The sequence below is a fragment of the Alcaligenes sp. SDU_A2 genome (genome assembly GCF_038237375.1).
Classification (GTDB): domain Bacteria; phylum Pseudomonadota; class Gammaproteobacteria; order Burkholderiales; family Burkholderiaceae_B; genus Alcaligenes.
In genome coordinates this window covers 1,112,546-1,139,136 of sequence record NZ_CP151273.1, presented here as the reverse complement: position 1 = coordinate 1,139,136, position 26,591 = coordinate 1,112,546, and the positions used below count along the sequence as shown (strand labels likewise).

The 26,591-nt window shown below is 58.1% G+C and carries 23 protein-coding genes; 7 read left to right on the top strand and 16 right to left on the bottom strand.

All coding sequences use genetic code 11. The annotated features are described in order from the left end of the window. Positions 1 to 8: 8 nt before the first annotated feature. From AADW57_RS05270 to AADW57_RS05245, 6 genes are read right to left on the bottom strand one after another with little or no spacing between them, the layout of a single operon-like run. Positions 9 to 974: a tetratricopeptide repeat protein gene (locus AADW57_RS05270; RefSeq protein ID WP_341669008.1), complete on the bottom strand. Its 966-nt coding sequence runs from the start codon at positions 972 to 974 to the stop codon at positions 9 to 11. 5 nt (positions 975 to 979) lie between these two features. Beyond that, positions 980 to 1,972, bottom strand: a complete 993-nt coding sequence (locus AADW57_RS05265; RefSeq protein WP_341669007.1) for a type II secretion system F family protein — start codon at positions 1,970 to 1,972, stop codon at positions 980 to 982. Positions 1,973 to 1,984: 12 nt separating this feature from the next. Beyond that, complete coding sequence (locus AADW57_RS05260) at positions 1,985 to 2,908, bottom strand: type II secretion system F family protein (protein WP_341669006.1); 924 nt, start codon at positions 2,906 to 2,908, stop codon at positions 1,985 to 1,987. Further along, entirely contained in the window at positions 2,909 to 4,243 is a 1,335-nt protein-coding gene (locus AADW57_RS05255) for a CpaF family protein (RefSeq protein ID WP_341669005.1), read from the bottom strand. A gap of 27 nt (positions 4,244 to 4,270) precedes the next feature. After that, positions 4,271 to 5,548 carry a pilus assembly protein CpaF gene (locus AADW57_RS05250; RefSeq protein WP_341669004.1) on the bottom strand — a complete coding sequence of 426 codons (1,278 nt, stop codon included), beginning with the start codon at positions 5,546 to 5,548 and terminating at the stop codon, positions 4,271 to 4,273. Positions 5,549 to 5,566: 18 nt separating this feature from the next. Continuing rightward, the gene (locus tag AADW57_RS05245) at positions 5,567 to 6,898 is read right to left on the bottom strand and encodes a type II and III secretion system protein family protein (protein WP_341669003.1); all 1,332 of its coding nucleotides are present in this window, start codon (positions 6,896 to 6,898) and stop codon (positions 5,567 to 5,569) included. 11 nt (positions 6,899 to 6,909) lie between these two features. Between AADW57_RS05245 and AADW57_RS16755 the strand changes: the two genes are divergently transcribed. Next, positions 6,910 to 7,017 (top strand): LEPR-XLL domain-containing protein, encoded by a 108-nt coding sequence (locus tag AADW57_RS16755; RefSeq protein WP_445819183.1) that lies wholly within the window; start codon positions 6,910 to 6,912, stop codon positions 7,015 to 7,017. Here the strand turns inward: AADW57_RS16755 and cpaB are convergent. From cpaB to AADW57_RS05220, 5 genes are all read right to left on the bottom strand, one after another. Then, positions 6,980 to 7,933 (bottom strand): Flp pilus assembly protein CpaB, encoded by a 954-nt coding sequence (cpaB, locus tag AADW57_RS05240; RefSeq protein ID WP_341669002.1) that lies wholly within the window; start codon positions 7,931 to 7,933, stop codon positions 6,980 to 6,982. The two genes, AADW57_RS16755 and cpaB, sit on opposite strands and share 38 nt — an antisense overlap. Continuing rightward, complete coding sequence (locus AADW57_RS05235; RefSeq protein WP_341669001.1) at positions 7,933 to 8,418, bottom strand: TadE/TadG family type IV pilus assembly protein; 486 nt, start codon at positions 8,416 to 8,418, stop codon at positions 7,933 to 7,935. Before AADW57_RS05235 ends, cpaB begins: the two co-directional genes overlap by 1 nt. Further along, the gene (locus tag AADW57_RS05230) at positions 8,415 to 8,969 is read right to left on the bottom strand and encodes a TadE/TadG family type IV pilus assembly protein (protein ID WP_341669000.1); all 555 of its coding nucleotides are present in this window, start codon (positions 8,967 to 8,969) and stop codon (positions 8,415 to 8,417) included. Before AADW57_RS05230 ends, AADW57_RS05235 begins: the two co-directional genes overlap by 4 nt. Continuing rightward, positions 8,954 to 9,460: an A24 family peptidase gene (locus tag AADW57_RS05225; RefSeq protein ID WP_341668999.1), complete on the bottom strand. Its 507-nt coding sequence runs from the start codon at positions 9,458 to 9,460 to the stop codon at positions 8,954 to 8,956. Before AADW57_RS05225 ends, AADW57_RS05230 begins: the two co-directional genes overlap by 16 nt. Positions 9,461 to 9,524: 64 nt before the next feature. Then, complete coding sequence (locus AADW57_RS05220) at positions 9,525 to 9,722, bottom strand: Flp family type IVb pilin (protein WP_341668998.1); 198 nt, start codon at positions 9,720 to 9,722, stop codon at positions 9,525 to 9,527. A gap of 678 nt (positions 9,723 to 10,400) precedes the next feature. On the opposite strand from AADW57_RS05220, the gene AADW57_RS05215 reads away from it, so the two are divergent. The 6 genes from AADW57_RS05215 (at position 10,401) to AADW57_RS05190 (ending at position 20,161) form a co-directional block, all read left to right on the top strand. Continuing rightward, complete coding sequence (locus tag AADW57_RS05215; protein WP_341668997.1) at positions 10,401 to 12,161, top strand: ShlB/FhaC/HecB family hemolysin secretion/activation protein; 1,761 nt, start codon at positions 10,401 to 10,403, stop codon at positions 12,159 to 12,161. A gap of 318 nt (positions 12,162 to 12,479) precedes the next feature. Beyond that, positions 12,480 to 14,150: a collagen-like triple helix repeat-containing protein gene (locus tag AADW57_RS05210; RefSeq protein ID WP_341668996.1), complete on the top strand. Its 1,671-nt coding sequence runs from the start codon at positions 12,480 to 12,482 to the stop codon at positions 14,148 to 14,150. Next, positions 14,147 to 14,734 carry a MarR family winged helix-turn-helix transcriptional regulator gene (locus tag AADW57_RS05205; RefSeq protein ID WP_341668995.1) on the top strand — a complete coding sequence of 196 codons (588 nt, stop codon included), beginning with the start codon at positions 14,147 to 14,149 and terminating at the stop codon, positions 14,732 to 14,734. Before AADW57_RS05210 ends, AADW57_RS05205 begins: the two co-directional genes overlap by 4 nt. A 232-nt stretch (positions 14,735 to 14,966) precedes the next feature. Beyond that, positions 14,967 to 16,553: a collagen-like triple helix repeat-containing protein gene (locus AADW57_RS05200; protein WP_341668994.1), complete on the top strand. Its 1,587-nt coding sequence runs from the start codon at positions 14,967 to 14,969 to the stop codon at positions 16,551 to 16,553. 16 nt (positions 16,554 to 16,569) lie between these two features. Then, positions 16,570 to 17,094, top strand: a complete 525-nt coding sequence (locus AADW57_RS05195) for a MarR family winged helix-turn-helix transcriptional regulator (RefSeq protein WP_341668993.1) — start codon at positions 16,570 to 16,572, stop codon at positions 17,092 to 17,094. A 259-nt stretch (positions 17,095 to 17,353) separates the two neighbouring features. Then, on the top strand, positions 17,354 to 20,161 hold the full coding sequence (locus tag AADW57_RS05190) for a M16 family metallopeptidase (RefSeq protein ID WP_341668992.1): 2,808 nt from the start codon (positions 17,354 to 17,356) through the stop codon (positions 20,159 to 20,161). Positions 20,162 to 20,277: 116 nt separating this feature from the next. Here the strand turns inward: AADW57_RS05190 and dnaJ are convergent, their stop codons facing one another. From dnaJ to hrcA, 5 genes are all read right to left on the bottom strand, one after another. Continuing rightward, positions 20,278 to 21,408, bottom strand: coding sequence for a molecular chaperone DnaJ (gene dnaJ, locus AADW57_RS05185; protein ID WP_341668991.1), 1,131 nt, complete (start codon positions 21,406 to 21,408; stop codon positions 20,278 to 20,280). Positions 21,409 to 21,508: 100 nt separating this feature from the next. Then, a complete protein-coding gene (gene dnaK / locus AADW57_RS05180; RefSeq protein ID WP_341668990.1) occupies positions 21,509 to 23,437 on the bottom strand; it encodes a molecular chaperone DnaK in 1,929 nt (642 codons plus the stop codon). Between the two features lie 194 nt (positions 23,438 to 23,631). After that, positions 23,632 to 24,198 (bottom strand): nucleotide exchange factor GrpE, encoded by a 567-nt coding sequence (grpE, locus tag AADW57_RS05175; protein WP_341668989.1) that lies wholly within the window; start codon positions 24,196 to 24,198, stop codon positions 23,632 to 23,634. A 120-nt stretch (positions 24,199 to 24,318) separates the two neighbouring features. After that, positions 24,319 to 25,401, bottom strand: coding sequence for a ferrochelatase (hemH, locus tag AADW57_RS05170; RefSeq protein ID WP_341668988.1), 1,083 nt, complete (start codon positions 25,399 to 25,401; stop codon positions 24,319 to 24,321). Positions 25,402 to 25,458: 57 nt separating this feature from the next. Next, a complete protein-coding gene (gene hrcA, locus AADW57_RS05165) occupies positions 25,459 to 26,472 on the bottom strand; it encodes a heat-inducible transcriptional repressor HrcA (protein WP_341668987.1) in 1,014 nt (337 codons plus the stop codon). Positions 26,473 to 26,591 lie beyond the last annotated feature (119 nt).

Below are 26,591 nucleotides of genomic sequence, written 5' to 3'. Positions count from 1 at the left end.
GTCCTGGATCAATGCGCCGACACCGGTGCCAATCTTTCCAGCAAAGGCTGGTTCAAGCCCGCATTCACCAGCAATGTGCTCGAAGCGGCGGCAGATTGCGCCCCCACTGCTTGTCCGTCACGGCTGACCACTGCGCCCGTTGGCTGAGCCTGATCCGAATCTCCCACTACCGCCGTCCCTGCTTGGGAGCGGCGCGCCTGCGCCAACAATTGTTCGCGCTGACGAACGGCATGCATCTGCTCCAATTCCTGTCCGATCTGCATGGCCATCTGAGCGACGGCCTGCTGTGTCTGCTGATCCATGCCGGCTTGGTGCATGACGAACTGGGCACGCTGCGTTGCACCGCTGACCAACAAGTACAGGGCCATATTGCTTAGTATTTTTCCGTTCTCCGGCTCCAGTTCGGCAGCCTTGCCCAAGGCCAGCCGCGCCTGTTCTGGCTGTCCGGCACGCAGATACGCATAGCCCAGGTCGCTTTGCAACATGGCTTGCGTGGGATCTTGAGCCGCCGCTTTGGACAGATAATGGGCCGCCGCCTCGAAGCGTTGCTGTGAACCAGCAATCAGCCCTAATCCCTGATAGGCACGCGCGCTGACAGAAGTATCCAGCAAGGATTGGAACGCAGCGGCAGCCTGTTCCAGTTGCCCGGTCTGACGCAGGGCTTCCGCCCGCAAGACGCGCATTTCCGGATCGCTGCCATACTCTTTATGCATGGCATCGGCATACGCCAGCGAGGCAAAATAGCGACCCTGCTTCTGGGTTTCCTGCAACATCTGGACAGCCATGGCCTTATCGTCGGGTTTGCGCTTTTCCCAATGTTCTATTTCCTTGCTTTGCAAAAAGGCCTCCTGCTCCTGCTGTTGGCGCATCAGCTCGTAGGCCGAGTCGGTGCTAGAACAAGCTGATAACAAAAGGCTGCCGCCAACGACGAACGTCAAAGCAGCCATCCTGCGCATGCATGCATGGAATTTCATGTTTGTCATCCTCCGGCCACCCGGCTCAAACCTCGAAACAGGGCCAGAAAACCGGACCCTGCGGTAACAATCAACAAGGCGGGCAGCAAAGTCAGCACCATCACGCCCGTCATCTTTACGGTCAGCTTGCCCACGGTTTCCTTCATTTCCAGGCGACGTTGATCGCGCAATCGCGTGCCAAAGCGCTGCAAGGGCTCCTGCATCGCCCCGCCATGCTGATCCACCTGTACGATCAGTCGGCAAATTACCGCCAGGTCCTCGTTGTCGAAACCCGTGGCAATGCGTTCCAGTGATTGTTCACGCGTACGCCCGCGAGCATGCTGCTCGATAGCCACGGATAGCTCCGAACTCATGACGGGCAATGCATCCTTGAAATCGCGCTCGATGGTGTAGAGCGTCTGATCCATAGACAGTCCCACCCCTTGCAGCAGACGCAATAAATCCACAAACAAAGGCAGCTCTGCGGCCATCTGCGCACGACGCCGGGCAGCCCGGCGCAACAGCACCCATTTAGGCAACATCCAGCCCAGAGCAAAGCCCAGAAACACCGTCAAAAAAGGAACCAGTGTGTTCAGGCTGCGAGTCAAGGGCAAGAAACTGAATATCAGGATCAAGGCCACACTCAGACCGACCCGGCACAATGCGAAATACTGCCGGGCAGATTCAGCGTTTTCGAATCCGGCACTGTTGATCAATTGCCGATCTTGCTCACCCAGCAAGCTGTTGCCGAACCGGCCCTGCAGCCAGCGCGCGCCCATCAGACCCGCACGATTTTTTAGTTCCTCGACAGCCTGTCGCGGTGGGCTGGGCATGGCGTTTTCCGCCAAAGGACCGGTAGCCGGCACGCTGTGCAAACGCGTTTGGACTGCCTGCGCCAATCGCTGCTGCTGCTGTCTGCGTCTCCAGCCCCCCATCAGCCAAAGAGCCAACAGCGTCAGCGCGGCTAAACCACATGCTGCCGCCGCACCCGCCCATAATGTCCACACCTGACCCGTCATCTGTGTTTGCTCCTAGACATTGCGCGCCAGGCGGTAAAGCCAATAGCAGCCTGCCACTTGCAGAACTGCGGCAAAAACCAGCATGCGAAACCCTGTGGGGTCCTGCCACATCGTCATGAATAGCGCATTGTTAAACAACAAGATGTAGACGGCGATCAAGGCCGGCAACAAAGCCAGAATCCAGGCCGATAGACGTACCTCGGCCGACAGGGCCACCAGTTCATTGCGGGCATTTTCCCGGTCACGCATAAAGCCTGCCATACGCTCCATCGTCTGATCACTGCGGCCGCCGAACCGCAGAGCCACACCGATCACCGCCGCCACCAGATACAGCTCATGCAGACCATACTGACGCGACACGACCCGCAAGGCTGCATCCAGCTCCTGCCCCGAGCGGTGCAAAGCCTTAACCTCCAGCAGCACTTGTCCCAAAGGCATGGGGGAACTGTCAGCGGCATTCAAAAAGGCCGCCCCCATGCTATTGCCTATCGTGATCAGGCGCACCATCAAGTCCAGGAAATCCGGGATCTGCGCGACGACCTTGCGATGACGGCGATCAGCCTTGAACCACAGAAACGCGTAGGCCAGCGCAACGCTAAGCGGCAAGATGCACGCGGCGGCCACAGGTCCTGCCAGCAGCAGCGCCAACACAACGGGCCCCACCACCCAGACCAGCAACATCAGATAAAAACGCCGGGAAGCTTGTATTCCCGTGCGCAACATAAATTCGCGCCACCCTCTGGGGGCTCCTTGCCAGGCATCCATGCCCGGACGCACATCCTGCGCAGCCACCGCCAAGCCGGGGCGCAACGCCAACTGCTGCTCCAGCACACGGGTCGTACGCTGCCTTTGTTGGCGTCGGCCGGCCTGCGACCAGAGCAGTAAGGCGGCCAGGATCAGCAGCACCGCCGTCAGGGCGATCAGCACAGCCATCATTTACCGTCTCCAGTCCCAAAAGCCGCCGCCTTCTTTGGGGGCCGGTTCGCTGGCCTGAGCGTGTTCATTGGCCATCTGGTCGCGATATTGATTCAACTTGCGGGTATGCGGATGAATCCCCAGGCTGACCCAACGGTCCTGCTCGGTATCGTCAGCGGCAATATAGGATTCGTGGCGGTACAGCTCCTGCATGGCGATGACGCCATCTCCCATGCCTGTGACTTCGGTAATGGACAGAATGCGCCGTTTACCGTTGGGCAGGCGGCCTATCTGAATGACAAAATCCAGCGCGCTGGCGATTTGCCGCCGCAGACTGTCCTCGCTGCCTTGAAAACCGGCAAAGCCGGCCAGCATCTCGATACGGTACAGGCACTCGCGTGGCGAATTGGCATGAATGGTCGCCATGGACCCTTCGTGTCCCGTGTTCATGGCCTGCAACATATCGATCACTTCGGCACCGCGCACCTCGCCAACGACGACACGATCCGGCCGCATCCGCAGACTGTTGCGGATCAGGTCGCGGATCGTGATTTCGCCGCTGCCGTCATACCCGGCCTGTCGCGCCTCCAGCCGCACCACGTGCGGGTGATTCAAGGCCAGTTCGGCGGTATCTTCCACCGTGACGACACGCTCGGTCTTGGGAATGTAAAAAGCCAGAGCATTGAGCAAAGAGGTCTTGCCCGAACTGGTGCCGCCCGAAATCAGAATATTGCAGCGCGAGCCGACAGCAGCCTGCAACAGGCGATTAATGGATTCATCAAACGCCCCCAAGGCCATCAAATCGTCGGGCCGGAGCGGATCTTTACGGAATTTGCGGATGGACACCATAGGGCCGTCGACCGCCAAGGGATGAATAACAACATTCAAACGGCCCCCATCGGGCAAGCGCGCATCCACCATAGGCACAGACTCGTCCAGGCGTCGGCCTAAAGGAGCCAGAATGCGGCGCACAATGCGCAAGACATGCTGATTGTCGGTAAAGCGGGTCGTCTCCCTGCCCAGCACCCCGCTGCGCGACACAAAGACCTTGTCGTAGCCATTGATCAAAATATCCTCGACCGCCGGATCTTCCAGCAAATCCTCTAAGGGGCCCAGGCCGGCCAGTTCCTTGGTCAGCGCCTGCACCACATCGCGGATCTCGGCCTCGTTGACCGGAATACGCTTTAGACGCACAAACCCGGCCACCTCGATGCCGACAAAATCCTGTATAGCCTGACGCGTCCAGCGGCCAAACTCCGCTCCCAGCTCTTCGATGCGAGCCAGCAGATGTTCATGGGCCTGCTCTTTGACCTGAATCAGATCCGGCCGCCCTCCGAGCAAAGACATACTATTCATGCGTTAATCTTCCATGCATGGGCCTGCTCAGCCCGCTAACCTGGATTTCAAGCGATTCCAGACCGATACCGATTCAGCCGCGAATCCCGTTTCTTTGCGCTCTGCCATACCGGTGGCCAATTCCCGGACGGCACGCGCATAAGCATCTTTTTCGTCCATCTGCACCAGCAATTTGCCCAGGCTGGCGCTGCGCATGTGTCCCAGCCGGCGGTCGGGCAGCACGGCGGCCAACTCCAGCCCAAAACGCTCGGCAATAGCCTGCGCCGACAATCCATAGCGTTCATCGAACTGATTCACGATCAGCCGCACAGTGGCCAGACCATCCAGACCGGAGCGGATCGCCAGCGTTTCGGCCAGCGAGACCAGCGCCCCCATGCTTTGATCGGTCACGATCAGCACCTGATCAACCTGCGATTCCAGCTCCACCAAAAAACGCGGATTGGGAAAACCGCCGCCATCGATCACTAAACAACCCATGCGTTCGCGCAAATAGCTGCATAACGCCAGCGAGTCCTCCAGACTGATTTGATTCAGACTGTTCACATCGGTAGGCAAGGCCAGCACATTCAGGCCGCTGTTATGCTGGGCCAGCGCCGAATGCAACATGGTGTCATCCAGCCTATGGCGCTGGGAGGCGGCCTGAATAAAGTCAAACTCGGAGCCCGTGTCTGTATATAAAGCACAGTCCCCCGCCGGCCAGCCTAGGTCCAGCAAACCGACCCGTTCGCCCAATGGCACCAGCTCCGTCGGCAAAGGTTTGTTCGCAGGCAAGCCACGGGATTGCTTGCCTTGGCGATTCATCGACTGTTGAACACTCCAAGCCAGACTGGCCGCCAAGGTGCTGCACCCTACTCCCGTTCGTGCGCTCAACAGCAAAACAGATCCAAATATTTTCTTGACCGGTATGCTGGACGGGCTCTGACCACTTTGCTCGATGATGCGCTGCAACTGTTCGCGCACGTCTTCGCCGCCATCCAGGTTCAAAAACTCATTGGCACCGGCACGCAAGGCCTGGACCGCCCCCTGGGGGTAGGACACGCGCCCCACCGCGACCCGTTGCACACTGGCATCCAGGCGGGCCAGACTGCGAACCAGGGCGGCCATGCCGGACTGGCTGCCATCGGCCTGTACATGAGCAAAGTCAAAAAACACCATAGGCTCAGCCTGGGACGCCAGCTCCCGGCGCAAGTCCTCCTGCTTGGGAACGATGGCGCGCACCTTGAGCAAGCCGGCTGCGGCGGCATTGACCGCCTCGGCCAATCCCGGCCTGTCAGTACACAGCAGGTATTGCCTGTATCTCTGCACGTTCGCCACTCCTGCCGCTTAACGCGAGAACCCCGGCATCTGCTCGTAGCCATGGCGGCCCAGCAAGAAATAGCCCCAGGCATTGGGCGCATCGTCCACTTTTTCCTGACGGCCGCCAGGCAGCGCAATCGTGGCCCCTTTCTGAATAGGTTTGACCAGGCGCGGAGTGACCACAATCACCAGCTCCAGCTCTTTCTGGCTGTACTGCACATTGCGGAAAAAACTGCCAAGAATGGGCAAGTCGCCCAGGAAAGGAATCTTCTTGACGGCAGCGGCAGTCTGGCGCGACACCAGCCCACTGATGATGTAGCTTTCGCCATCACCCAGCTCGATCGTGGTATCGGCCCGGCGCGTGCGCAGCGACGGCATGATGCCGCCACCCGGCATTTCCACCACTCGGGAGTAGTCCAGGTCGCTGGCTTCGGGAGCCACCTTCAAGGCGATGCGTTCGCGCGAGAGCACGGTCGGCGTCACCGTCAGGCCAATGCCAAAAGGCTTGTACTCCACCGTCGTGCTGCCCAGGCCGGCCGAAGAGGGAATGGGAATCTCCCCGCCGGACAAGAAACTGGCGCTATGACCTGACATGGCCACCAGCGTCGGTTCGGCCAGCACGCGGGCCAGGCCATTTTGTTCGAGCAAATTCAAGGCCGCCTGAAAATTGGTGGATTTGTACGCCAGGCGCAAACCACCGCTGAAAGCCTGTGGCAAAAGATTGACACCGCCCGACCACGGCTTGCCGCCGATGACATCAGCGCTTAGCCCTATGTCTTTCATGACTTCGCGCGACACCTCCACGACTTTCACTTCCACCTGGACCATGCCGGATGTAGTCACGTCGGACAGATCCAGTACCTGCCCATCTGGGTTGCCGGATCGCGCTGCCGCCAGAGCCTGCTGATGCTCCAGCAAAGAAGGGCTGCTTCCCGTCAACAAGCCTTGCGAGCCGGCCGTGGCCACTTGCGCCGACAGAGTGTGCCCGGCCTGTTCCAATTGCTGCTGTACCTGACTACGCACCTGAATCGTCCAACGCTCTGGGGTATGACGACCCGGCATCCAGATCCGCAGGTCCGCCGTACCGGGACGTTTACCCACCAGCAAGACCTCACCACGCCCACCTGCGACAGGGGACAAGATCTGCACATCGGCGACGGTCTCATCGCTGATGGCCAAGCGTTGCGGCATCTGCGGCAAGCGCAGGATATCTTGGTCATGAGCGACCAGCTGCAACACCTTCTGACCTGCGGCTACCTGGGTAGTCTGGGCCAGCGCCGCCGTTACCGGCACTACTCCCACGATAGCCACTGCTGCCCACACCCACCCCAAACCTGCTGCTTTGATTGCTTTTTTCATGTTTTCAACCCATGCTGCCTAGCGTCGCCCTACCCCATCCAAGATCGGGGCAAGACACAGATGCACACCCGCGTTTGCTGCTTAATGCTGAACCACTTCCAGCCGCCCACCGCGTATGACTTCGGTCCGGCGCTGCGAGGCAGCGGCGACGGGCCGCGGCTCCGGCTCCGGTGTCCGCTCCTGACCCAGCTCCTGCTTGCTAGCCGAAAACTCCCGCAACCCCAAACCCGCCATCGCCCGGTTATCCGGCAGGCTCAACGCCGCTCTCTGCTCCGGAGCCAGACTGGCCCGCGCCGGCAACAAAGCAGCAAACTCGGGAAACAAATCGGTATCGGGCATGCCTGCATCCGACGGTGCTCGCAAGACCAACTGCAAGCTGCCGCTGCGGCTGGCAAGAAGCAATTCATTGACCGACTCCAAGGGCACCGCCAGCATGGCCTGGCGCGCCTGCGCATCCTGACGCCCCGACGCAGCATCCGCCGCCTGCGGTCCGGCCAGCGAATCCTTGCCATAGGCAAGCACACGCGTACGAGGCATCAAGAGACGGGCCTGGGTGTCAGATATCTCGGTGCCGCTGCCAAACGTAAAGAACACATCCACCAGATCGCCCGGCTCGATCCGGTTGTCTGCGCCGGAGATGGCGTCCACGGGGATCGTCACGGCACGTTCGCCCGCTTCCAGATAGCTGGACAGACTCTTGGCAATGAAACTGCCTAACAGGGGCTGGCCGGCGTCCAGATCAAAGCGCACGGTCTTGCCCAGCACAGGCTCCAGCGACTGAAAGGACTGACTAGGGGCAAGCGGCCACTGCTCAACCTGCAAAGCATCCGCCGACAGCACTTCACCGGCCTTCAGGCTGCGTTTGAGCAGTACCACCGGCTGCAGGGGCTGTTGAGCGCGACTGTGCTCCACAGCCGCCACAGCCGGTACCGCTGTGGTCGGTTTAGGCCGCGTTCCCAGATACACCGCCAAACCCGCCAGGACTGCCGCGACCAGCAACAAAATGACTGCCGCCCCCTTCATGATGCCGTTCATTAATTTCCTCTCCCTAGAACAACCAAAGCCGCTGCATGCAAGCTAGCAGGCGCAACACGCTCCTGCGGCTCATGCAGTACAGGCGACAATAGATCGAGCAAATTAGCCAAAAGCCAGGGCTGCACATTCAGCTCCAATGAAAAGCGACCACATTGACGGGTCGGCTCCAGAGCGCAGGCCGCCTGGGCGAAACCAGGTGTCAAGCCTCCCAGCCACGCCAACAAGGCATCGTCAGCCGCCCGGGCCGCCACATAATCCTGAAAAAATGCCGCTGTCTGCTCGGCATCCAAAGCGCGGGTGGCACTCTGGCGCGCAGCATCCCCGACCAGATGAGTGATTTTCTGCTGAGCCAAAAACAGGGAACTGAAGCTGATGACAGCACCCAATACCAGCAGCATCAGGCTAAGCACCAACGCGAACTCTATGGCGGCCACACCGCGCTGGCGCTGCACAGACAAGGTAGATAAGGAGGCCGCTCGTTTCATAACAAAGCCCCCAGTTCGCCTGCCGCCTGCAAGTTCGCCTGCGCCTGGCCTTGCAGCCTGGCCGGCACCACCAGAGCAAACAAGCCCTTAGGGCCGAGCATAGGCACCAAAGGGGCGTGTCCATAGTCGTACACAATATCGATGCGCACCTCGTTTCGGATCGAGGCAGCCGATACCCGCACATGCTCACTACCGACCCAATCGCTTAACCACCGCACCTGAGCGCTGGCTTCGCTGCGCGCCTGCGCAACCCGGCTGTCCAGCCGTGCGCGCAAAGCCTGTTCGCGACCGGCGGGTGATAAATCCCGCAAATCCAGATCGGGGCCGGGAGCCACCAGCGCGGCGCGCACGCCGGATTCGGCGGCAAAATTCAGTGATTGCTGCGCGGTCATGATCAAGCCGAAGGTCAACAAGGCGTAAATCAAAATGAACAGAAGCGGAAAGACCAAGGCAAACTCAAGCGCATACGCGCCGCGCTGAGACCAACTACGTCCATTGCAACGCTGCCCTTTGGGCAAGCCTTGCGCTCGTTCGGTCAGCGCTGCATCCATAACCACCCCACTGTTGCAACAGACAGCCAGGCTCCCAAAGGAACACTGCGCGCCTTGACCCGGACCCCCGGCAGGGAAAACCCATACTTCTGTTCCAGAGACGGCACCATCACCAAAAACAGCGCATGCGCGCCAGCCAGCACCGTCCCCATCAGCACCACTTCGCCGCCGCCATGCCAACCCAGTGCAAAACCCAGCACCGCGATCAACTTGACATCGGCAGCCCCCATGTAACGCCATTGCCAGACCGGAAAAAAAAGCGCCAGTGCGCCAACAAAACCGATCAGGGCATCCGTCCAGCCAGCTCCCATCTGGGCAGGCGCAGAGACCAGCCAAGACGCACAGACCTTGAGCACCAACACCGACAAAAAATACAGAACCAAAATCGAATTAGGTATCGTGCGCAAGCGCAGGTCCCGATATGCAATCTGGATGGAAAAAAACACCAGTACAAAAGCGAATATGCCTTGTAGCCAGACCCACATCTGCATCAGCCTATTCAAGACGGCAAGGATGGCCAGTCTGGGACTGGCCAACGCTAAGCAGCAGCACTAATTACGGCTGGTCACTGCCACTTTGATTAGCCGCTGTTGGCATGTTGTCCCCGATAAATTTGAACATTGCCTCCAGCTTGCCCGACAAAGTTCCCAACACACCAATAATCGCTACTGCGATCAAACCCGCAATCAAGCCGTACTCGATGGCTGTCGCGCCATCTTCGTCATTCCAGAATTGTTGAAGTTGAGCCTTCATGACTTCCCCTTTGAACAAAAATTGCCCCGAGACCGGTGGCAGGACGCCCTTTTGGGCACTTCAGCGCCGCACAAATCTGTCACGGATGCGACACAAAACTATCATTTTTTTCAATTAGAGTTGATACACATATTAAAGCGATAGACAGCATTGTTTTTATTAGGGTTTACGTGTAACAACAGTTATATTGATCGTGAAATTCTAGTTCAAAGATACAAAAAATGCATATCTGTGGTTTCAAAGCATCGTTTTTTGCGTAAAAAAACAGCAAAAATGCTAGCTTTTGAATTATATTCTTACAATATTTATGACAAAAAATGGCGCTGTTACTATTTTTATCATATTCACATCCTGAAAATAGGACCTTTGTTTCTATCAACGATCGACTACAAATGGATCTTTTAATTCCTTGAATCAAGACTCTTTTTTTGAACAGAAAAAACAAAGAAACAGGTATTTTTAAGAGGATAAAAACGAAAATAATTTTTCATAAAATCCACCAAACACCAAGAAAGAAATTCCATTTTCACTCTAATGTTTCAACATGTAATAGTTGCAGCATAAAACTCCGGCATAACGTGATCAGTTACTGCTTCGCAAGGAAAAATGACAACCGCAACGATCTGCGGCAGAGTAAAGACACGCGACGTTCTCATGCAAAAAAACTCAGTAACAATCATGAACCCACAACGACCGGCCCCGGCATCCGGAGTCTTTTCCTTTCCCCATAAGCACACTCTGAGCTTGGCCTTGTTGGCAGGACTGACTGCCGGCACGCTGCCATCAGACAGCCATGCGGATGCCCCGTTGCGAGGCAATCCGGTGGACTCCCTGCCTCCCATTTCTGCGCCGGCACCACAGACACCAACAGCGCCGCTGGCCATCCCTGCCAACTCCAGACAAAGCGCCGCCTTGCAGGCTCGCCTGCAACAATCCTTGCTGGTGCGCAGCTTTGATGTCAGCGGCAGCCGCAGCATTCCCTTTGAACAGATCACCGCCATTCTGGAGCCGCTGGCAGGCAAACGGCTCACCATTGCGGAACTGATCAAGCAAGTCAATCGCATCACGACGCTATACCAGGAACAAGGCTACCCCTTGTCCTTCGCGATTCTGCAAGAACAAAGCTTTACCGACGGCCACGTAAAAGTAACCGTCGTGGAAGGCCATGTTGCAGGGCTACGGATTGACGGCGACCCGGGGCGCAGCGAAGCGCGGATACGCCGTGTGGCGCAGGCCATGCTGGACGAAAAGCCGTTAACCCAACGCACGCTGGAGCGCACCATGAATCTGTTGCGCACAATCCCTGGCCTGAAAATAGATCCCAAACTGGATATGCCCTCGCGCACCGACGGCGCTTCGGAACTGGTGATTGCCGCCACGCACAACAGCATTGCGGTCAATGCCAGCGTGGCCGAGATGGGCTCGAGCAAACAAGGCATTGTTCAGCTAAGCGCCAACAGCCTGACGCCTCTGGGCGAAGAGCTGAAACTGACCGCCGCCATCCCGACCTCGTCCGAGGATGTCAAATACATCAGCGGTACGCTGTCCATTCCCCTGAGCGGCAACGGGCTGTCGCTGGATATCGACGGCTACCACTATCGCTCCCAGCCACGCGATGAAGTGCTGGAGAGCCAGGGTTGGCGACGCAAAGTCATCAACGAGCGCATCGGAGCCGCCTTAAGTTACCCCTTTATCTTGAACAACCAGCGTAGCCTGAAAGGTAATGTCGGCTTTTACGCCAGCCGCTCGTTGGACGACTACACCCACGAAAAACTGGACCAGGTCTGGATAGAGAACACCACGGATGTACGTGCGCTTAAAGCCGAGCTGCGCTACACGGATGCATCGGCACGGCAATCGCGCGAAGTAAATCTGGGCGTCTACAAAGGCCTGGACGCCATGGGTGCCCGAAAGACACTAAACACGTATTTACAGCGCGACCTGCAGTCCGATCTGGATCTGGACTTTACGCGCTGGACCGCTTCGCTCAAGCAGAACATCGTCCTGCCAGGGAAATTCGGCCTGAGCCTGTCGGCCAGCGGCCAGTACAGCAACAATGTACTGCCCAATTCCGAGCAGATTTCATTTGGTGCCTGGCGTCACGGCTACGGCTACCCCCAGGGCGAACTGGCCGGCGATAAAGGCCTAGGTGCGACACTGGAACTGAATCGCCGCTTCACCAATTCGTCTACCTGGCTCAACAGCATCCAGCCCTATATTGCTTACGACTGGGCACGTGCCTGGTACAACCTGGACAGACTCAACAGTTACAACAACCGTCAACTACGTTCGGCTGCCTTGGGCGTGCGGCTGTCCAATAACAAGCACTATCTGTTCGATATCAATGTCGCCCGGCCCCTGGGGGATCTACCCGTCAATTCGGATAAGCGCAAAGTGCGTGTCAATACCAATTTCCTGTTGTTCTACGACGGCTTCTGAACGCAGCCAGCGGTTTTCACCGGCCATCGCAAGATGGCCTTTTTTACGTCCCATCACCCACAACTTTTTGCCAAGCTGTTACGAGAAACGTTACGTAACGGCAAGGGAACACATGGCCGCATAAGGCCTTTTCAGACACAAAAACCAGCTTGCCAATGCCTGTGAGTACAACTCGAGAGCCTAACAAAACTCATTAATTCACTGATATCACAAGGAAAAATAAAACAATTGGCTAACAAAATCTAGTTGGCACGACTATTGCTTCATAGAAAGGAAGAGCCCCTACAGGCCACCTATCACGTCGAAACGGAGTCGGACATGAAAGCAATGAATCCAGCAAGAACAGTTATCATCCAGCGCGCTTTTCAACGCACCCTGATCACAACGCTACTCATCAGCGCCGCCGCTCTGGCTGGTTGCTCCTCGCGCGGGGATGTACGCGGCAATACTGACATGGCAACAAATACACCCGCTACAGACCCCAGCTTACCCCTGACCCCAGGTAACGGGGGCGGCAACGGTGGTGGAAACAATGGCGGCGGCGGGAACGATAATGGCGGCGGCGACAACGGCGGCGGCGATACAGGTGGCAACCATTCGCTGACACAGAATGCCCTAGGGAATCTGGGGCAGGCAGTGGACAATGTCATCCCCCTGAATCTGGAAAAAACCGGCTCTCAACTAGGCCAGACCCTGGATAATGCACTGGCTCCCGTCACCGGCATCGTGACCGATACGACCCGCACTGTCGGTACCATTACCGGACTGGGCACGCCCGTCAACAGCGTGACCCAACAGCTCGGTGGCGTGGTAACGGGTCTGGGTGGCGAACTGAGCCAAAGCGGCCTACCCCTGAATCTGGGCGTAGGCGCAGGCGGGCTGCTCAGCCATCTAGGCCAAGCGGTCGGATCGGCTGGCGGACTGCTGGTGAACGACCCTAACAATGCCAATCCACTGGGCAATACACTGACCCACGCAACTAAAGGCGTCGAAGTGCTGACCGGTGCCCTGCTGGGCGAAGGCAGCCTGTTGCACCCGTTGACCTCGCAGCTTGGTCTGGGCGGCATCTTGCTGGCCGACTCCGGCACGCCCATACTGCAACCCGCGTTGGGCAACACCGGCCAGGCCGTCGACAACCTGATTCCTCTGGGTTTGAACCCCGTTCTGGGCGATGTAGGCGCTGCCTTGGATAATACTGTCGCGCCTGTCGCGGCCACGGTCACCCAAATCACTCAGCAAGTGGGCGACGGCCTGGGAGTCGGCCAACCCATACATGCCTTGCTGGGCGGGGTCGGCAGTGTACTCAATCAGGCAGGAGGCTCCCTGGACTCGGCCGCGCCGCTAGGGTTGGGAGGTACGGTCGGCCACCTGGGCGACGCCGTCGCATCCATCGGAGGCCTGCTACACGCTACTCCGGAAAACAGCAATCCACTGGGCAATGTCTTGAACAGTACAACGCAGGCCGTCGCATCCCTTACCGGCGGGCTAGGCGGCGCTGAAGGCGGTTTATTGGCACCGGCCACCGGTCTGGTCGGCGGATTGACCGGCGGGCTGGCGGGCGGCGATGCCAACGGCGGACTGCTCGCTCCCGTCACCAATCTGGTCGGTGGACTGACCGGTGGGCTGGCGGGCGGCGATGCCAACGGCGGGCTGCTCTCTCCCGTCACCAATCTGGTCGGTGGACTGACCGGTGGGCTGGCGGGCGGCGATGCCAACGGCGGACTGCTCGCTCCCGTCACCAATCTGGTCGGTGGACTGACCGGTGGGCTGGCTTTGGGAGGAAATACGCAGGCAGGCGCACCAGGAAACGGCGGTTTACTGGCTCCTGTAACTGGTCTGGTGGGCGGCCTGATTGGCGGAGTCAATGTACAAGCATCGGTCAATGCGAACGCGGCTACAAGTGACGGCCAATCCACTGCGGCCAGCGGCGGTCTGCTTGCTCCGGTCAGCGGCCTGCTGGGCGGCTTGCTCGGAGGTGGTTTGAAATGATGAACAAGATCATGAATCCCGTTTCCCGGCCTGTCAGCTACCAAACCAACGCAGGTCCAGCGGCCCGAAGCAACTGGACGACCGGCCCGGAAGATCGCGCCATGCTGTCAGAAAAAATGTTATTGGACCTGAGCAAAATGCTTGGACGCCAGTTCACCGTCTACGCCGAAGCCCTGAAAGCCAGCTTGGCTGAAGAAGCCGGCATGCCGTTGAACGATTTCAAAGCGTTGGAATACATCATGGAGTTCGACGCTTTGCCCACCGGACAGTTGGCTCAACTGATGGACCTGAGCGCCAGCGGCATTAGTGCGCTGATCGGCAGGCTGGAGAAGAAGGGGTACATCACGCGCGGCCGCCATCCCTTAGACAAACGCATCATTGCTTTGCATCCGGTTATAGAACGCTGCCGTGATGTACTGGCGATCAAAGAGCGTGCCATCAACCAGGCCATCAATACAGCCGCGAATCAAAACCCGGCTCAACTGATTGCCATGTACGACTTTCTGGTCGACAGCATGAGTACATTTCGCCAAAACACACGTGCATGGCTCGATGCCAAAGCACTTGTTCCACGCACAAACTAAAGAACGTCATCACTAGACACTCTCTCAAGGACCGCTACCTCCAACAGCGGTCCTTTTTTGTTACGTAACACTGCAATCCAAAAATGGGCACAAGCCGTAACACGCGCTGCGTTCTGAATAAGCACCACTCCCTAACACCTTGATTCTGCTGATCTTATGCCTGAAAAACATTGGCACGGTAATTGCTTATTCAAAACCAACCGAATACCCAGATCATGGATTGGAGTAAGTAATGAACAACACAGACAGCAGAACATCTATTTTTCGCCTGACTCTTCTAGCAGCGCTGATCGCCAGCTCCTTGACCTTGAGCGCTTGTGGCAGTCTGCGTGGCGGTGGAGAAAACGCACTTACCGCAGGTGACACCGTACCTACTCAGCCTGACCCGAACGACACCAACGGCACTGGCGGCAGCAGTGGCGGTGACAACGGTGGTGGGGATAACGGCGGCGGCGACAACGGAGGCGGTGATAACGGCGGTGGGGATAACGGCGGCGGCGACAACGGAGGCGGTGATAACGGCGGTGGGGATAACGGTGGCGGCGACAACGGCGGCGGCGATAATGGCGGTGGGGATAACGGTGGCGGCGACAACGGCGGCGGCGATAATGGCGGTGGGGATAACGGTGGCGGCGACAACGGCGGCGGCGATAATGGCGGTGGGGATAACGGTGGCGGCGACAACGGCGGCGGCGATAATGGCGGTGGGGATAACGGCGGCGGCGATAATGGCGGCGGCCAGCCGCCCATTTCTACGTCCGGCCCTCTAAAAACCACCTTGGGGAATGTTGGTAACGCCGTCGATAATGTCTTGCCACTAGATTTGCAAGAAACAGGTGGAAAACTGGGGCAAGCTCTGGACACAGTGGTGGAGCCCGTCGTCGATACGGCCACCGGATTAACACAACAGCTTGGCAACACTACCGGTTTAGGCGAACCCATCAATGGCTTGCTTAACCAGACCGGCGGCGTTGTCGCCAACCTGGGCGAGCAGCTTGGCAAATCCAATCTTCCGCTAAACCTAGGACAAGGCGTGGGCGGCCTGTTGACAGGCCTGGGTAATGCCGTCGGCAGTGCCGGCGGTTTGCTGCATGCCCATTCCAACAACCCAGCCCCCTTGACCGCTGTACTGGGCAATGCCAGTGGCGGGGTCGTCGCCCTAACGGACTCCCTACTTGGTAAAGGTAGCCTACTGTATCCACTAACAGGACCACTAGGCCTAGGCGGTCTGCTGAACAGCGGCGAAGCTGCTCCCATTCTGGAACCTGCCCTGGCCAACGCAGGCTTGGCCGTCGACAATCTGATACCCCTGGGACTAAGCCCGATTCTTGGTAAGACCGGCGAAAGCTTGGATGTCGTTGTTGCCCCCCTGGGTGCCACGGTCAGCCAAGTGACTCAACAGGTAGGCGACGGCCTGGGGGTAGGCCAGCCCATCGACGCGTTGCTCGGCGGCGTCGGTTCGGTCTTGAACCAAACCGGCACGGCACTAGACAGTACCGCCGGACTGGGTCTGGGCGGGCTGTTAAGTGGGCTGGGCGACACCGTCGCCAGCGCTGGAGGGCTACTGCACGCAACACAAGACAACCCCAACCCTTTAGGCACAACACTTAACCACGCCACCGGCGCAGTAGCATCGCTGACCGCAGGGCTAGGTGGTGGCGATGCCAACGGCGGATTGCTCGCTCCCGTCACCAATCTGGTCGGCGGATTGACCGGCTCGTCGCCCCAAGCATCTGGCACGCCATCGACGAACACAGAGGGTTTGCTGGCTCCCGTAACAGGGCTGCTCGGTGGCTTACTAGGCGGGGCACCACGTTAAAACAGGGAAACTGCGCATGCCGGATAAACGTCCCGACCCGCCTGTTTTGTCCGGCCTGCGCACAGGGGACGATGTCCTTTCAGAATCCATGCGCACGGATCTGGCCCGCATGATGGGACGTCAATTGGATATCTATGCCGAAGCAGGCAAACACAGTTTAGCCGAGCGGGTTGGATTGTCCCTGAATGAGTACAAAGCGCTGGAGTTTATTCTGGAGTTTGACCGTCTATCTTCTGGACAACTGGCGCAATTGCTCGATTTGAGTGCCAGCGGAACCAGCGCCCTGATCAGCCGACTGGTACGGGCGGGCTATGTGCAACGCAGTCGCCACCCGCTGGACAAACGTATGGTGGCGCTATCCGCTCAGCCGGAACGCTGCGGCATTGTTCTTGCCAGCATCGCTGAACCGAGCAGCCACACTATCTTGAGCACAGCTGGCCACAACCCAGCCCGACTGATTGCTGTCTACGACTTTCTCTTTAACAGCATTATTGGTTTGCGAGCCTGCGCACTACAACGGTTAAAACAAAAAACACCATAACGCCGCAGCACTTTCTTGCTGTTTTGCCCGCCAGCGTCCCTGGCGGGCTTTTTTTTTTCTTTATCGATGCTCAAAGCATGGCGAACGAACCATACGTTATCAGGATCTACAACAAACCAAAGCCGTGCTCTTTTTTACCGTTCAACAGGGTTGCCATCAGCAACCCAGACCGCCTACCCAGCCAAACCCTCCCATGCTACAAAAGACACTGGCCGCAATCGCCGGCTGCTTTGTCGCACAATCCAGTAAGGAACTGTCCATGAAACTCTCGGTACTGACCGTTGCTCTGCGCCTGCGTCACCTGACCGGTGCCGCCCTGTTGTCCTGCTCGTTGGCAGCCTATGCCCTGCCCGCTGGCCTGGCTCAAGGCCCTGCGGTCGAAGGCGTAACGCAATATACCCTGGACAATGGGCTACGCATCGTACTGGCCCCCGACGACTCCAAGCCGACCACCACTGTCAACATGACCTACCTGGTCGGCTCACGCCACGAAAACTACGGCCAGACCGGCATGGCTCACCTGCTGGAACACATGCTCTTTCGGGGTACGCCAACCCTGCGCAATGCATTGGGCGAATTTTCCAAGCGCGGCCTGGAAGCCAACGGCACGACCTCCACCGATCGCACTAATTACTTTGCCAGTTTCGCGGCTCAACCCGAAACCCTGGAGTGGTATCTGAACTGGCAGGCCGATGTCATGGTGAATGCGTTGATCGACAAGCAGGATCTGGAGGCCGAAATGCCCGTCGTGCGCAACGAGATGGAGAACGGCGAAAACAACCCGTTCCGTGTCCTGATGCAGAAAGTGACAGCCGCCGCTTTTCAGTGGCACAGCTACGGAAAAAGCACCATAGGCGCACGCTCGGACGTAGAAAACGTCGATATCGCACAGTTGCGCAAGTTCTATCACGACTACTACCAGCCTGATAATGCGGTCTTGTTCGTGACCGGCCAGTTCGACACCGAGGCAACGCTGGAGATCATCGCCAAATCCTTTGGCAGCATCCCCAAGCCCAGTCGCACGCTACGCCCTGAATACACGGTAGAGCCTGTTCAGGACGGCACCCGCAGCGTAACGCTGCGCCGCCAGGGCGGTACGCCCCTGATCATGTCGCTCTATCACATGCCCAGCGCCGCCAGCGCCGACTATATCCCGTTAAGCTTGGGTGTGAATGCCTTGGGAGACACCCCGAGCGGCCAGCTTTACAAAAATCTGGTTAATAAAAAACTGGCCACCAGCGTATTTAGCTTCGACTCCGAAAGCCATGATCCCGGCTATGCGCTGTTTGGCGCGGAACTCAAGCCCGGCATGGATCAGCAAAAAGCGTTACAGGCCATGAACAACACGCTCGAAGGGCTGGCCAAGACCCCGCTGGCCGCGGCTGATCTGGAACGCGTGCGCAGCCAATGGATGACAGCCTGGACCCGCACCTACGCCAACCCTTCCAGCCTGGCCACTGCTCTGTCCGAAGCGGCCGCCAGCGGCGACTGGCGCTTGTTCTTTCTACAACGCGACCGGGTAGAAACAAGCAAGCTGGATCAAGTGCAACAGGCCCTGCAAACCTGGCTGGTTGCCAGCAATCGCACCAATGGCCTATACATTCCGACCGACAAACCCGTGCGTGCGCCCGAGGCTGCGCCGGCCGATGTGCAAAAGCTGTTGGCTGACTACAAAGGCAAGGACACCGGCAAGGCGGTAGAAGCCTTTGACCCCAGCCCCGCCAATATAGACGCGCGCACCGACAGACAGCCCTTGTCTCTGGGCGAACATCTGGGCGAGGTCAAGATGGCGCTGCTGCCCAAAGCAACTCGCGCCGAACGTGTAGAAGCACGCCTGTCCTTGAAGTTCGGCACGGCCGACCAACTAAAGGACCAAAGCGCCGTGGCGGCGGCCGTTGCCAGTCTGCTGGCGACGGGTACAAACAAACTGGACCGCGAACAGATCGCCGATCGGTTCACTGCCCTGCAAACCCAATTCAGCTTCGATGGTTCCAATGGTCGCCTGCAGCTTAGTCTGTCATCCACACGCGAGAACCTGCCTAAAGCCATCTCCCTTGGGCTGGATATTCTGCGCAATGCCACGTTACCCGAAGCCGAACTGCAGAAATACCAGGAGTACATGGTTACGGATCTGAAATCATCCAGCACCGATCCAACGGCCCTGGCGCAATTGGCGATCGAACGCTACAGCAACCCCTGGCCCAAGGGCGATATCCGTTATACCCCCAGCTTCGAGGAAGCCATCGAACAAGTGCAAGGCCTGAACATCAAGCAATTGCGCGACTTTCATCAGAAATTCTACGGGGCCGGCGACCTTGCCTTCAGTGCCGTAGGCGATTTCGATAAAGAGCAGGTTCGCCAAGCCTTGTCCGAAGGACTGAAAGGCTGGCGCAAAGCCCCGACCTATCAACGCCCCGACGACCCATTCCATGCCGTCGCGCCCAAACAGTTCGACATCAACACGCCCGATAAGGCCAATGCGTTTTATCTGGCCAATCTGAATTTGAAACTGCAAGACAGTGACGCCGACTTCCCTGCTGTGTACGTGGCCAACTATCTGCTGGGTCTGTCTGAAACGTCCCGTCTGTGGAACCGTATCCGTGTACAGGACGGTCTTTCTTACAATGTACGCAGCCAGGTCGATGCCTCCAGCTACGAGCCCAATGGCTCCTGGACTGTCTACGCCATCCACGCCCCCAACAACAGCGCCCGGATCAGCAGTACCGTCAAAGAAGTGCTAGAACAAACTCTCAAGGACGGCTTCACCGAGCAGGAAGTGAAAGAAGGCGTCCACGCCTTATTGAACTACCGCCGCTTATCGCGCAGCAAAGACAGTGTTCTGAGCAGCGCATGGCTGAACTACCTGGATCTGGGCCGAACCTTCAACTGGTCTGAGCAGATGGACAAAGCCATGCAAGAGCTGGATGCGGCCCAGGTCAATGCCGCCTTGCGCAAGTACCTGAAACCGCAGGATCTGGTCGTGGCCATTGCCGCCGATCACGAACGCCAAAAATCGGACGCGCCCGCAACAAAACCCCAGACCGAGGCTGCGGCTTCTGCCCAATAAAGCCTATGATCAGGCGCAGGCCGTACACGCCCGTGTGCCAAGCACGAAACCCATAAAGAAAAACCCCGGCACCGTGATGGTGCCGGGGTTTTTCTGGTCTGGAGTTCAAACCAGGATCAAGAGAAAAAGCCTTTGACCTTATCGGTCCAGGATTCGCTCTTGGGCGAGTGCTTGACACCGCCATCGCTCAAGGCTTGCTCGAACTGACGCAGCAGCTTTTTCTGCTCCTCGTTCAGGCGCACAGGCGTCTCAATCTGGATATGGCAGTACAAATCGCCGGGGTAGCTGGAGCGAATGCCCTTAATGCCTTTGCCGCGCAAGCGGAAAGTCTTGCCGACCTGAGTGCCTTCGGGGATGGTGATCTCGCCACGGCCGGTCAGAGTGGGAACCTCCACCGTCCCGCCCAAGGCCGCCGTCGTGAACGGAATGGTCAGTTCACAATGCAGATCTTCGCCGTCGCGCTGGAAAATACCGTGCGGCTTGATGCGGATTTCCACATACAAATCACCGGCAGGCCCGCCATTGACACCGGGTTCGCCATTGCCGCCGGAGCGGATGCGCATGCCGTCGTCGATCCCAGCCGGAATTTTAACCTGCAAGGTCTTGGTTTTCTTGACCTTGCCCTCGCCATGGCAGACCACACAAGGATCAGGGATTTCCTTGCCGCTGCCGTGGCAGGTTGGGCAGGTCTGCTGCATGCTGAAAATACCTTGCTGCATGCGCACGGCACCGCTGCCATGACACGTACGGCAGGTCTGCGCCGAAGTGCCGGGTTTGGCCCCCGTCCCCGAGCAGGTATCGCAGTTTTCCCAGCTGGGAACACGGATTTCGGTGTCGAACCCCGACGCTGCCTGTTCCAGACTGATATCCAGGGAATACCGCAGATCGGCACCACGATATACCTGTGGGCCACCACCGCCACGGCGCGCACCGCCGAAGATTTCGCCGAAAATATCGCCAAAGGCATCCGCAAACCCAGCCCCGCCCATGCCGCCGCCCATGCCGCCCATGCCAGCGTTGGGATCGACTCCCGCATGGCCATAACGGTCATAGGCTTCGCGCTTCTGTTCGTCGGACAGGATTTCGTACGCTTCCTTGGCTTCCTTGAACTTTTCCTCGGCATCCTTGTTGTCGGGGTTGCGGTCAGGATGGTGCTTCATGGCCAGCTTGCGATACGCTTTGCGCAGTTCATCCTGCGTCGCGTTCTTGGCCACACCGAGAATTTCGTATAAATCGCGTTTTGCCATTTTTGATAAACGACGCCCAAGACGCCGCTGATTAAATAATAATGCCCGATTTCCAGCGCACAGCCGGAAATCGGGCCGAAGACCTTATTCAGGCTCGCAATTATTGATCGCGCTTGACTTCTTTGAAGTCGGCATCGACCACGTTCTCGTCGGCTGGCTGTTGCTGCGCAGCGCCTTCCGCACCTTGTTGTGCAGCGGCCTGGGCCTGCATGTCAGCATACATTTTTTCACCCAGTTTCTGCGAGGCTACACCCAGCGCTTCAACCTTGGCATCGATGGCTTCCTTGTCGCCGTCCTTGAGGGTTTCCTCCAGTTCGGTGATGGCTTTCTCGATGCCTTCTTTCTCGGCGGCGTCCAGCTTGTCGCCATACTCGCCCAGCGATTTGCGGGTGGAGTGGATCAGCGCTTCGGCCTGGTTACGAGCCAGAGCCAACTCGGCGATGCGGTGATCTTCCGCCGCATTGATCTCGGCGTCTTTCACCATGCGTTCGATCTCCTCGTCGGACAAACCGGAGTTTGCCTTGATGGTGATCTTGTTTTCCTTGCCGGTGCCCTTGTCCTTGGCCGACACGTGCAAGATACCATTGGCGTCAATGTCGAAGGTAACTTCGATCTGCGGCAAACCGCGTGCTGCTGGCGGAATGCCTTCCAGATTAAATTCGCCCAGGCCCTTGTTGCCGGCGGCGATTTCGCGCTCGCCCTGGAACACCTTGATGGTGACGGCAGGCTGGTTATCGTCCGCCGTGGAAAACACCTGCGAATGACGGGTCGGGATCGTCGTGTTCTTCTGGATCATCTTGGTCATGACGCCGCCCAAGGTTTCGATACCCAGGGACAAAGGAGTCACGTCAAGCAGCAACACGTCGGTACGATCGCCAGACAGCACGGAGCCCTGAATGGCGGCACCGGCGGCCACGGCCTCGTCGGGGTTGATATCCTTGCGTGGATCGCGGCCGAAGAATTCCTTCACGCGCTCCTGGACCTTGGGCATGCGGGTCATGCCGCCGACCAGAATGACGTCGTGGATTTCGGACACTTTGACGCCGGCATCCTTGATGGCCACGCGGCAAGGCTCGATCGTGCGCTCGATCAGGTCCTCGACCAGTGCTTCCAGCTTGGAACGGGTAATCTTCAGGTTCAGGTGCTTAGGACCGGATGCATCTGCCGTAATGTAAGGCAGGTTGATTTCGGTCTGCTGCGTAGAAGACAGCTCGATCTTGGCTTTCTCGGCCGATTCTTTCAGGCGCTGCAGAGCCAGCACGTCCTTGGACAGATCCACGCCGCTTTCTTTCTTGAACTCGGCAATGATGTAGTCGATGATGCGCTTGTCGAAGTCTTCGCCACCCAGGAAGGTGTCGCCGTTGGTCGAGAGCACTTCAAACTGTTTTTCGCCGTCCACATCAGCAATTTCGATGATGGATACGTCGAAAGTACCACCGCCCAAATCGTACACGGCAATCTTGCGATCGCCCTTTTCAGCCTTGTCCAGACCAAATGCCAAAGCAGCGGCGGTTGGCTCGTTGATGATGCGCTTGACGTCCAGACCAGCGATCTTGCCGGCATCCTTGGTGGCTTGGCGCTGGCTGTCGTTAAAGTAAGCCGGCACCGTAATAACGGCTTCGGTGACTTCTTCGCCCAGATAGTCTTCGGCGGTTTTCTTCATTTTGCGCAGGATGTCGGCCGACACCTGCTGAGGAGCCATTTTCTTGCCCTGTGCTTCTACCCAGGCATCGCCATTATCGGCAGCCACGATGGTGTACGGCACGTGATCGATGTCGGTCTGCACGGCTTTTTCCGTGAACTTGCGACCGATCAGACGCTTGACGGCGAAGATCGTGTTGGCAGGGTTGGTGACGGCCTGGCGCTTGGCAGGCGCGCCAACCAGGATTTCGCCATCCTGCATGTAGGCCACAATGGAAGGCGTCGTGCGAGCGCCTTCGGCATTTTCGATAATACGAACCTGGTCGCCGTCCAGAACAGACACACAGCTGTTGGTGGTGCCAAGGTCAATACCAATGATTTTGCCCATGATTTCTTACCTGACTAAAAAATTGATTGCGTAAGCAAATTGCTTGATGAAATGCATATGGGGAACGCAACGTACATTTCAAGAGCCCAAAGCGGTTTTTTTTGCGGTTGGCAACGGCCATTCATGGTCCGAGCGGCAGCAATGCCATGCATACCACGAAGTGGGCCGCACGCCCCGGGTCCTACCCATGCGCTTTACTTGGCGGCCGCTACCATGACCAGGGCCGGACGCAGCACGCGCTCGGAAATGGTGTAGCCCTTTTGCAGCAATTGCACCACGGCCCCTTCTTCAAACTCCGAGGGTACGGAGGAAATGGCTTGATGCACGTGCGGGTCGAACTTATCGCCAGGTGCCGGGGCCACTTCCTTCAAGCTGTTGCGTTCGAAGGCTTTGTTCAATTGGCGCAGCGTAGTTTCGACACCTTCCCTCCAGGTCTCAACGCTTTGCTCGGTCTGGGCCAGAGCCGCTTCCAGGCTGTCACGCACCGGTATCAGGCTTTCTGCGAACGACTCTGTGCCGAACTTGCGCGCCTTGGCAACGTCGTCATCGGCACGACGGCGGATATTTTCGACTTCGGCCTTGGCACGCAGCAACTGGTCGTAATACTGCGAGACTTTTTCCTGGGCCTGGGCCAACTCAGCCGCCAGATCGGCGGGGTTTTCTTCGGGCTGCTGGGCCAGAACGTCCGGTTGAACCTGCTCGGGCGTGTTCTCTGTCAGCTCTCCATCCAGAGGCTTGTTGGAATCGGCATGTGTCGCCATTTTTTGTTCTCCACTACATAAATCGTCGATCGCAAGAAAATGGGGGCATCCGCCCCCAGTTCAAGACCTGTCCGGATTTTTCTCCGTCCGGCATTGCCGCATATATCCTTCCCGGCCTGCTTATACCGACCCGACCCGCGCCGGCAACCAGCCCCCCAGATGCTGTATCGCCAGCCGCCCCAGTCCCTCGATCCACTCGGGATCGGCATTCAGGCATGGTATGTAATGAAACTCTCGCCCCCCTTCCTGCAGAAAGGCATCACGGCATTCCACTTGAATTTCTTCCAGTGTTTCCAGGCAATCGGCCAGAAAGCCAGGACACAACGCATCTACCCGACCCACCCCCTCCTTGCCCCATTGACGCAACAAGGGCTCGGTATAGGGCTCGAGCCAGCGCTGGGCACCAAAACGACTTTGGAACGACATATGCACGGACACAGCCGGCTCGTCCAACGCCGCACGCAAGGCAGCCGCTGTCTCTCGGCAGTCACGCAAGTAAGGGTCGCCCAGCTCGGCGCAGCGCCTGGGCAGGCCATGAAAACTGAGCAGCAGACGCTGCGGCTTGCCATGCTCGTCCCAGTAACGGCGCACCTGAGCAGCCAAGGCACCGATGTAATCCGGATGCGTATGGTAACGCTTGATGAAACGCAGCTCGGGCTGATTCCGCTGCCGACGCAAGTGCGCCGCCACGCAATCGAACGCCGTGGCCGTGGTGCTGGCGGCATACTGCGGATACAGCGGCAAGCTAAGAATCCGTTCGCAGCCGGCAGCCTTTAGTTTATCCAAGCCAAAAGCAATCGACGGATTGCCATAGCGCATGCCCAGCTCCACGCGCACATCGTGTCCCTGCCCGGCCAACAGTTCCTGCAGTCCATCGGCCTGCGCCTGACTCCACACCAACAAAGGCGCGCCTTCGGCTAACCAGATATCCCGATAGCGTGGGGCCAGCTTGACGGGGCGGCGCGGCAAAATAAACAAGCGCAAAATAAGCTGCCACAACGGCTGAGGTATTTCGATGACGCGCGGGTCGGACAGGAATTGGCCCAAATAGCGGCGTATGGCCTTGGGCTCGGGCTGATCCGGCGTACCCAGATTGATCAACAAAATGCCGATAGGCCCGACCGGGCGCACCGGCGCATCGTCATTGAATATATCGGCATCGGTCGGTTCGGACAGATAAGGAGAGGCAAACAACATGGGCATGATGTGTAAACATAAGGCAGCCGGCGCAGGCAAAGTGCGCGCCGACCGACAGACCGACTAAGCGGCCGAATGATGGCTCAGGGCATTTGACAACAGCCGGGCAGTAATGTCCACGATGGGGATGACTCTATCGTAGGCCATGCGCGAGGGACCGATAACGCCCAGCGTGCCCACAACTTTGCCATCCACGCCATACGGCGCGGTAATGACGGATACATCATCCAATGGCACCAGTTGCGAATCGCCGCCAATATAGATCTGCACGCCCTCGGCCTGACTGGAGACATCCAGCAAATGCAACAAGTCCGTTTTCTTCTCGAACAAAGAAAACAGACGCCGCAACCTGTCCATATCAGCCACCATGTCCGAGACATTAAGCAATTTGCTTTCGCCGGCGATGACCACGGCTTCTTCGTTGTCGGGCTGATGGCTGCCGGCATCTACGGCCTGTTGCATCAGCCGCGAAATATCCACCTGCAAGGAGCTGAGCTCCTGAGACAGAGTTTGCTTGACCAGCTCAAATGACAACCCCGAAAAATGCTGGTTGAAAAAATGGCTGGCCTCGATCAGCTCGTGCTCCAGATAGTCGCGCGGCACAAACAAAATACGATTCTGCACATCCCCGTCGGGGGTGACGATAATGAGCAGAACACGCTTATCCGACAGACGGATGAACTCGATCTGCCTGAAGGTCTGGGCTTTTTTCGGGGCCAGCACCACGCCGGCGAACTGAGACAGGTTGGACAATAAAGAAGCGGCCGAGCTGACTGCGCGGTTGGGCTCGTCAAACGGTAAGAACTGGCTCAGGTTTTGCGCATCGGGACGCTCAAAGCGCTGCGAGGCCAGCAGCCGGTCCACAAACAAACGATAACCCTTGGGCGTCGGAACCCGCCCTGCCGAGGTATGCGGGCTGTGTATCAGGCCCAAGGCTTCCAATTCGGCCATTACGTTGCGTATAGTGGCCGGCGAGAAGTCAAATACCGTAGACAGGGTACGCGACCCGACCGGCTGGCCATCGGCGATATAACGCTCGATCAGCACTTTCAACAATGCATTCGCTCTGTCATCCATATCGCATATGTCACATAAATAAAGCCCACGCCGCCTTCCGATCCACGACCGGCAAAGGCCGCTGGCGACCGTGGGCGGTTCGGTGTTGCACAGGCCCGGCAGTACAAAAACCTGTGTGC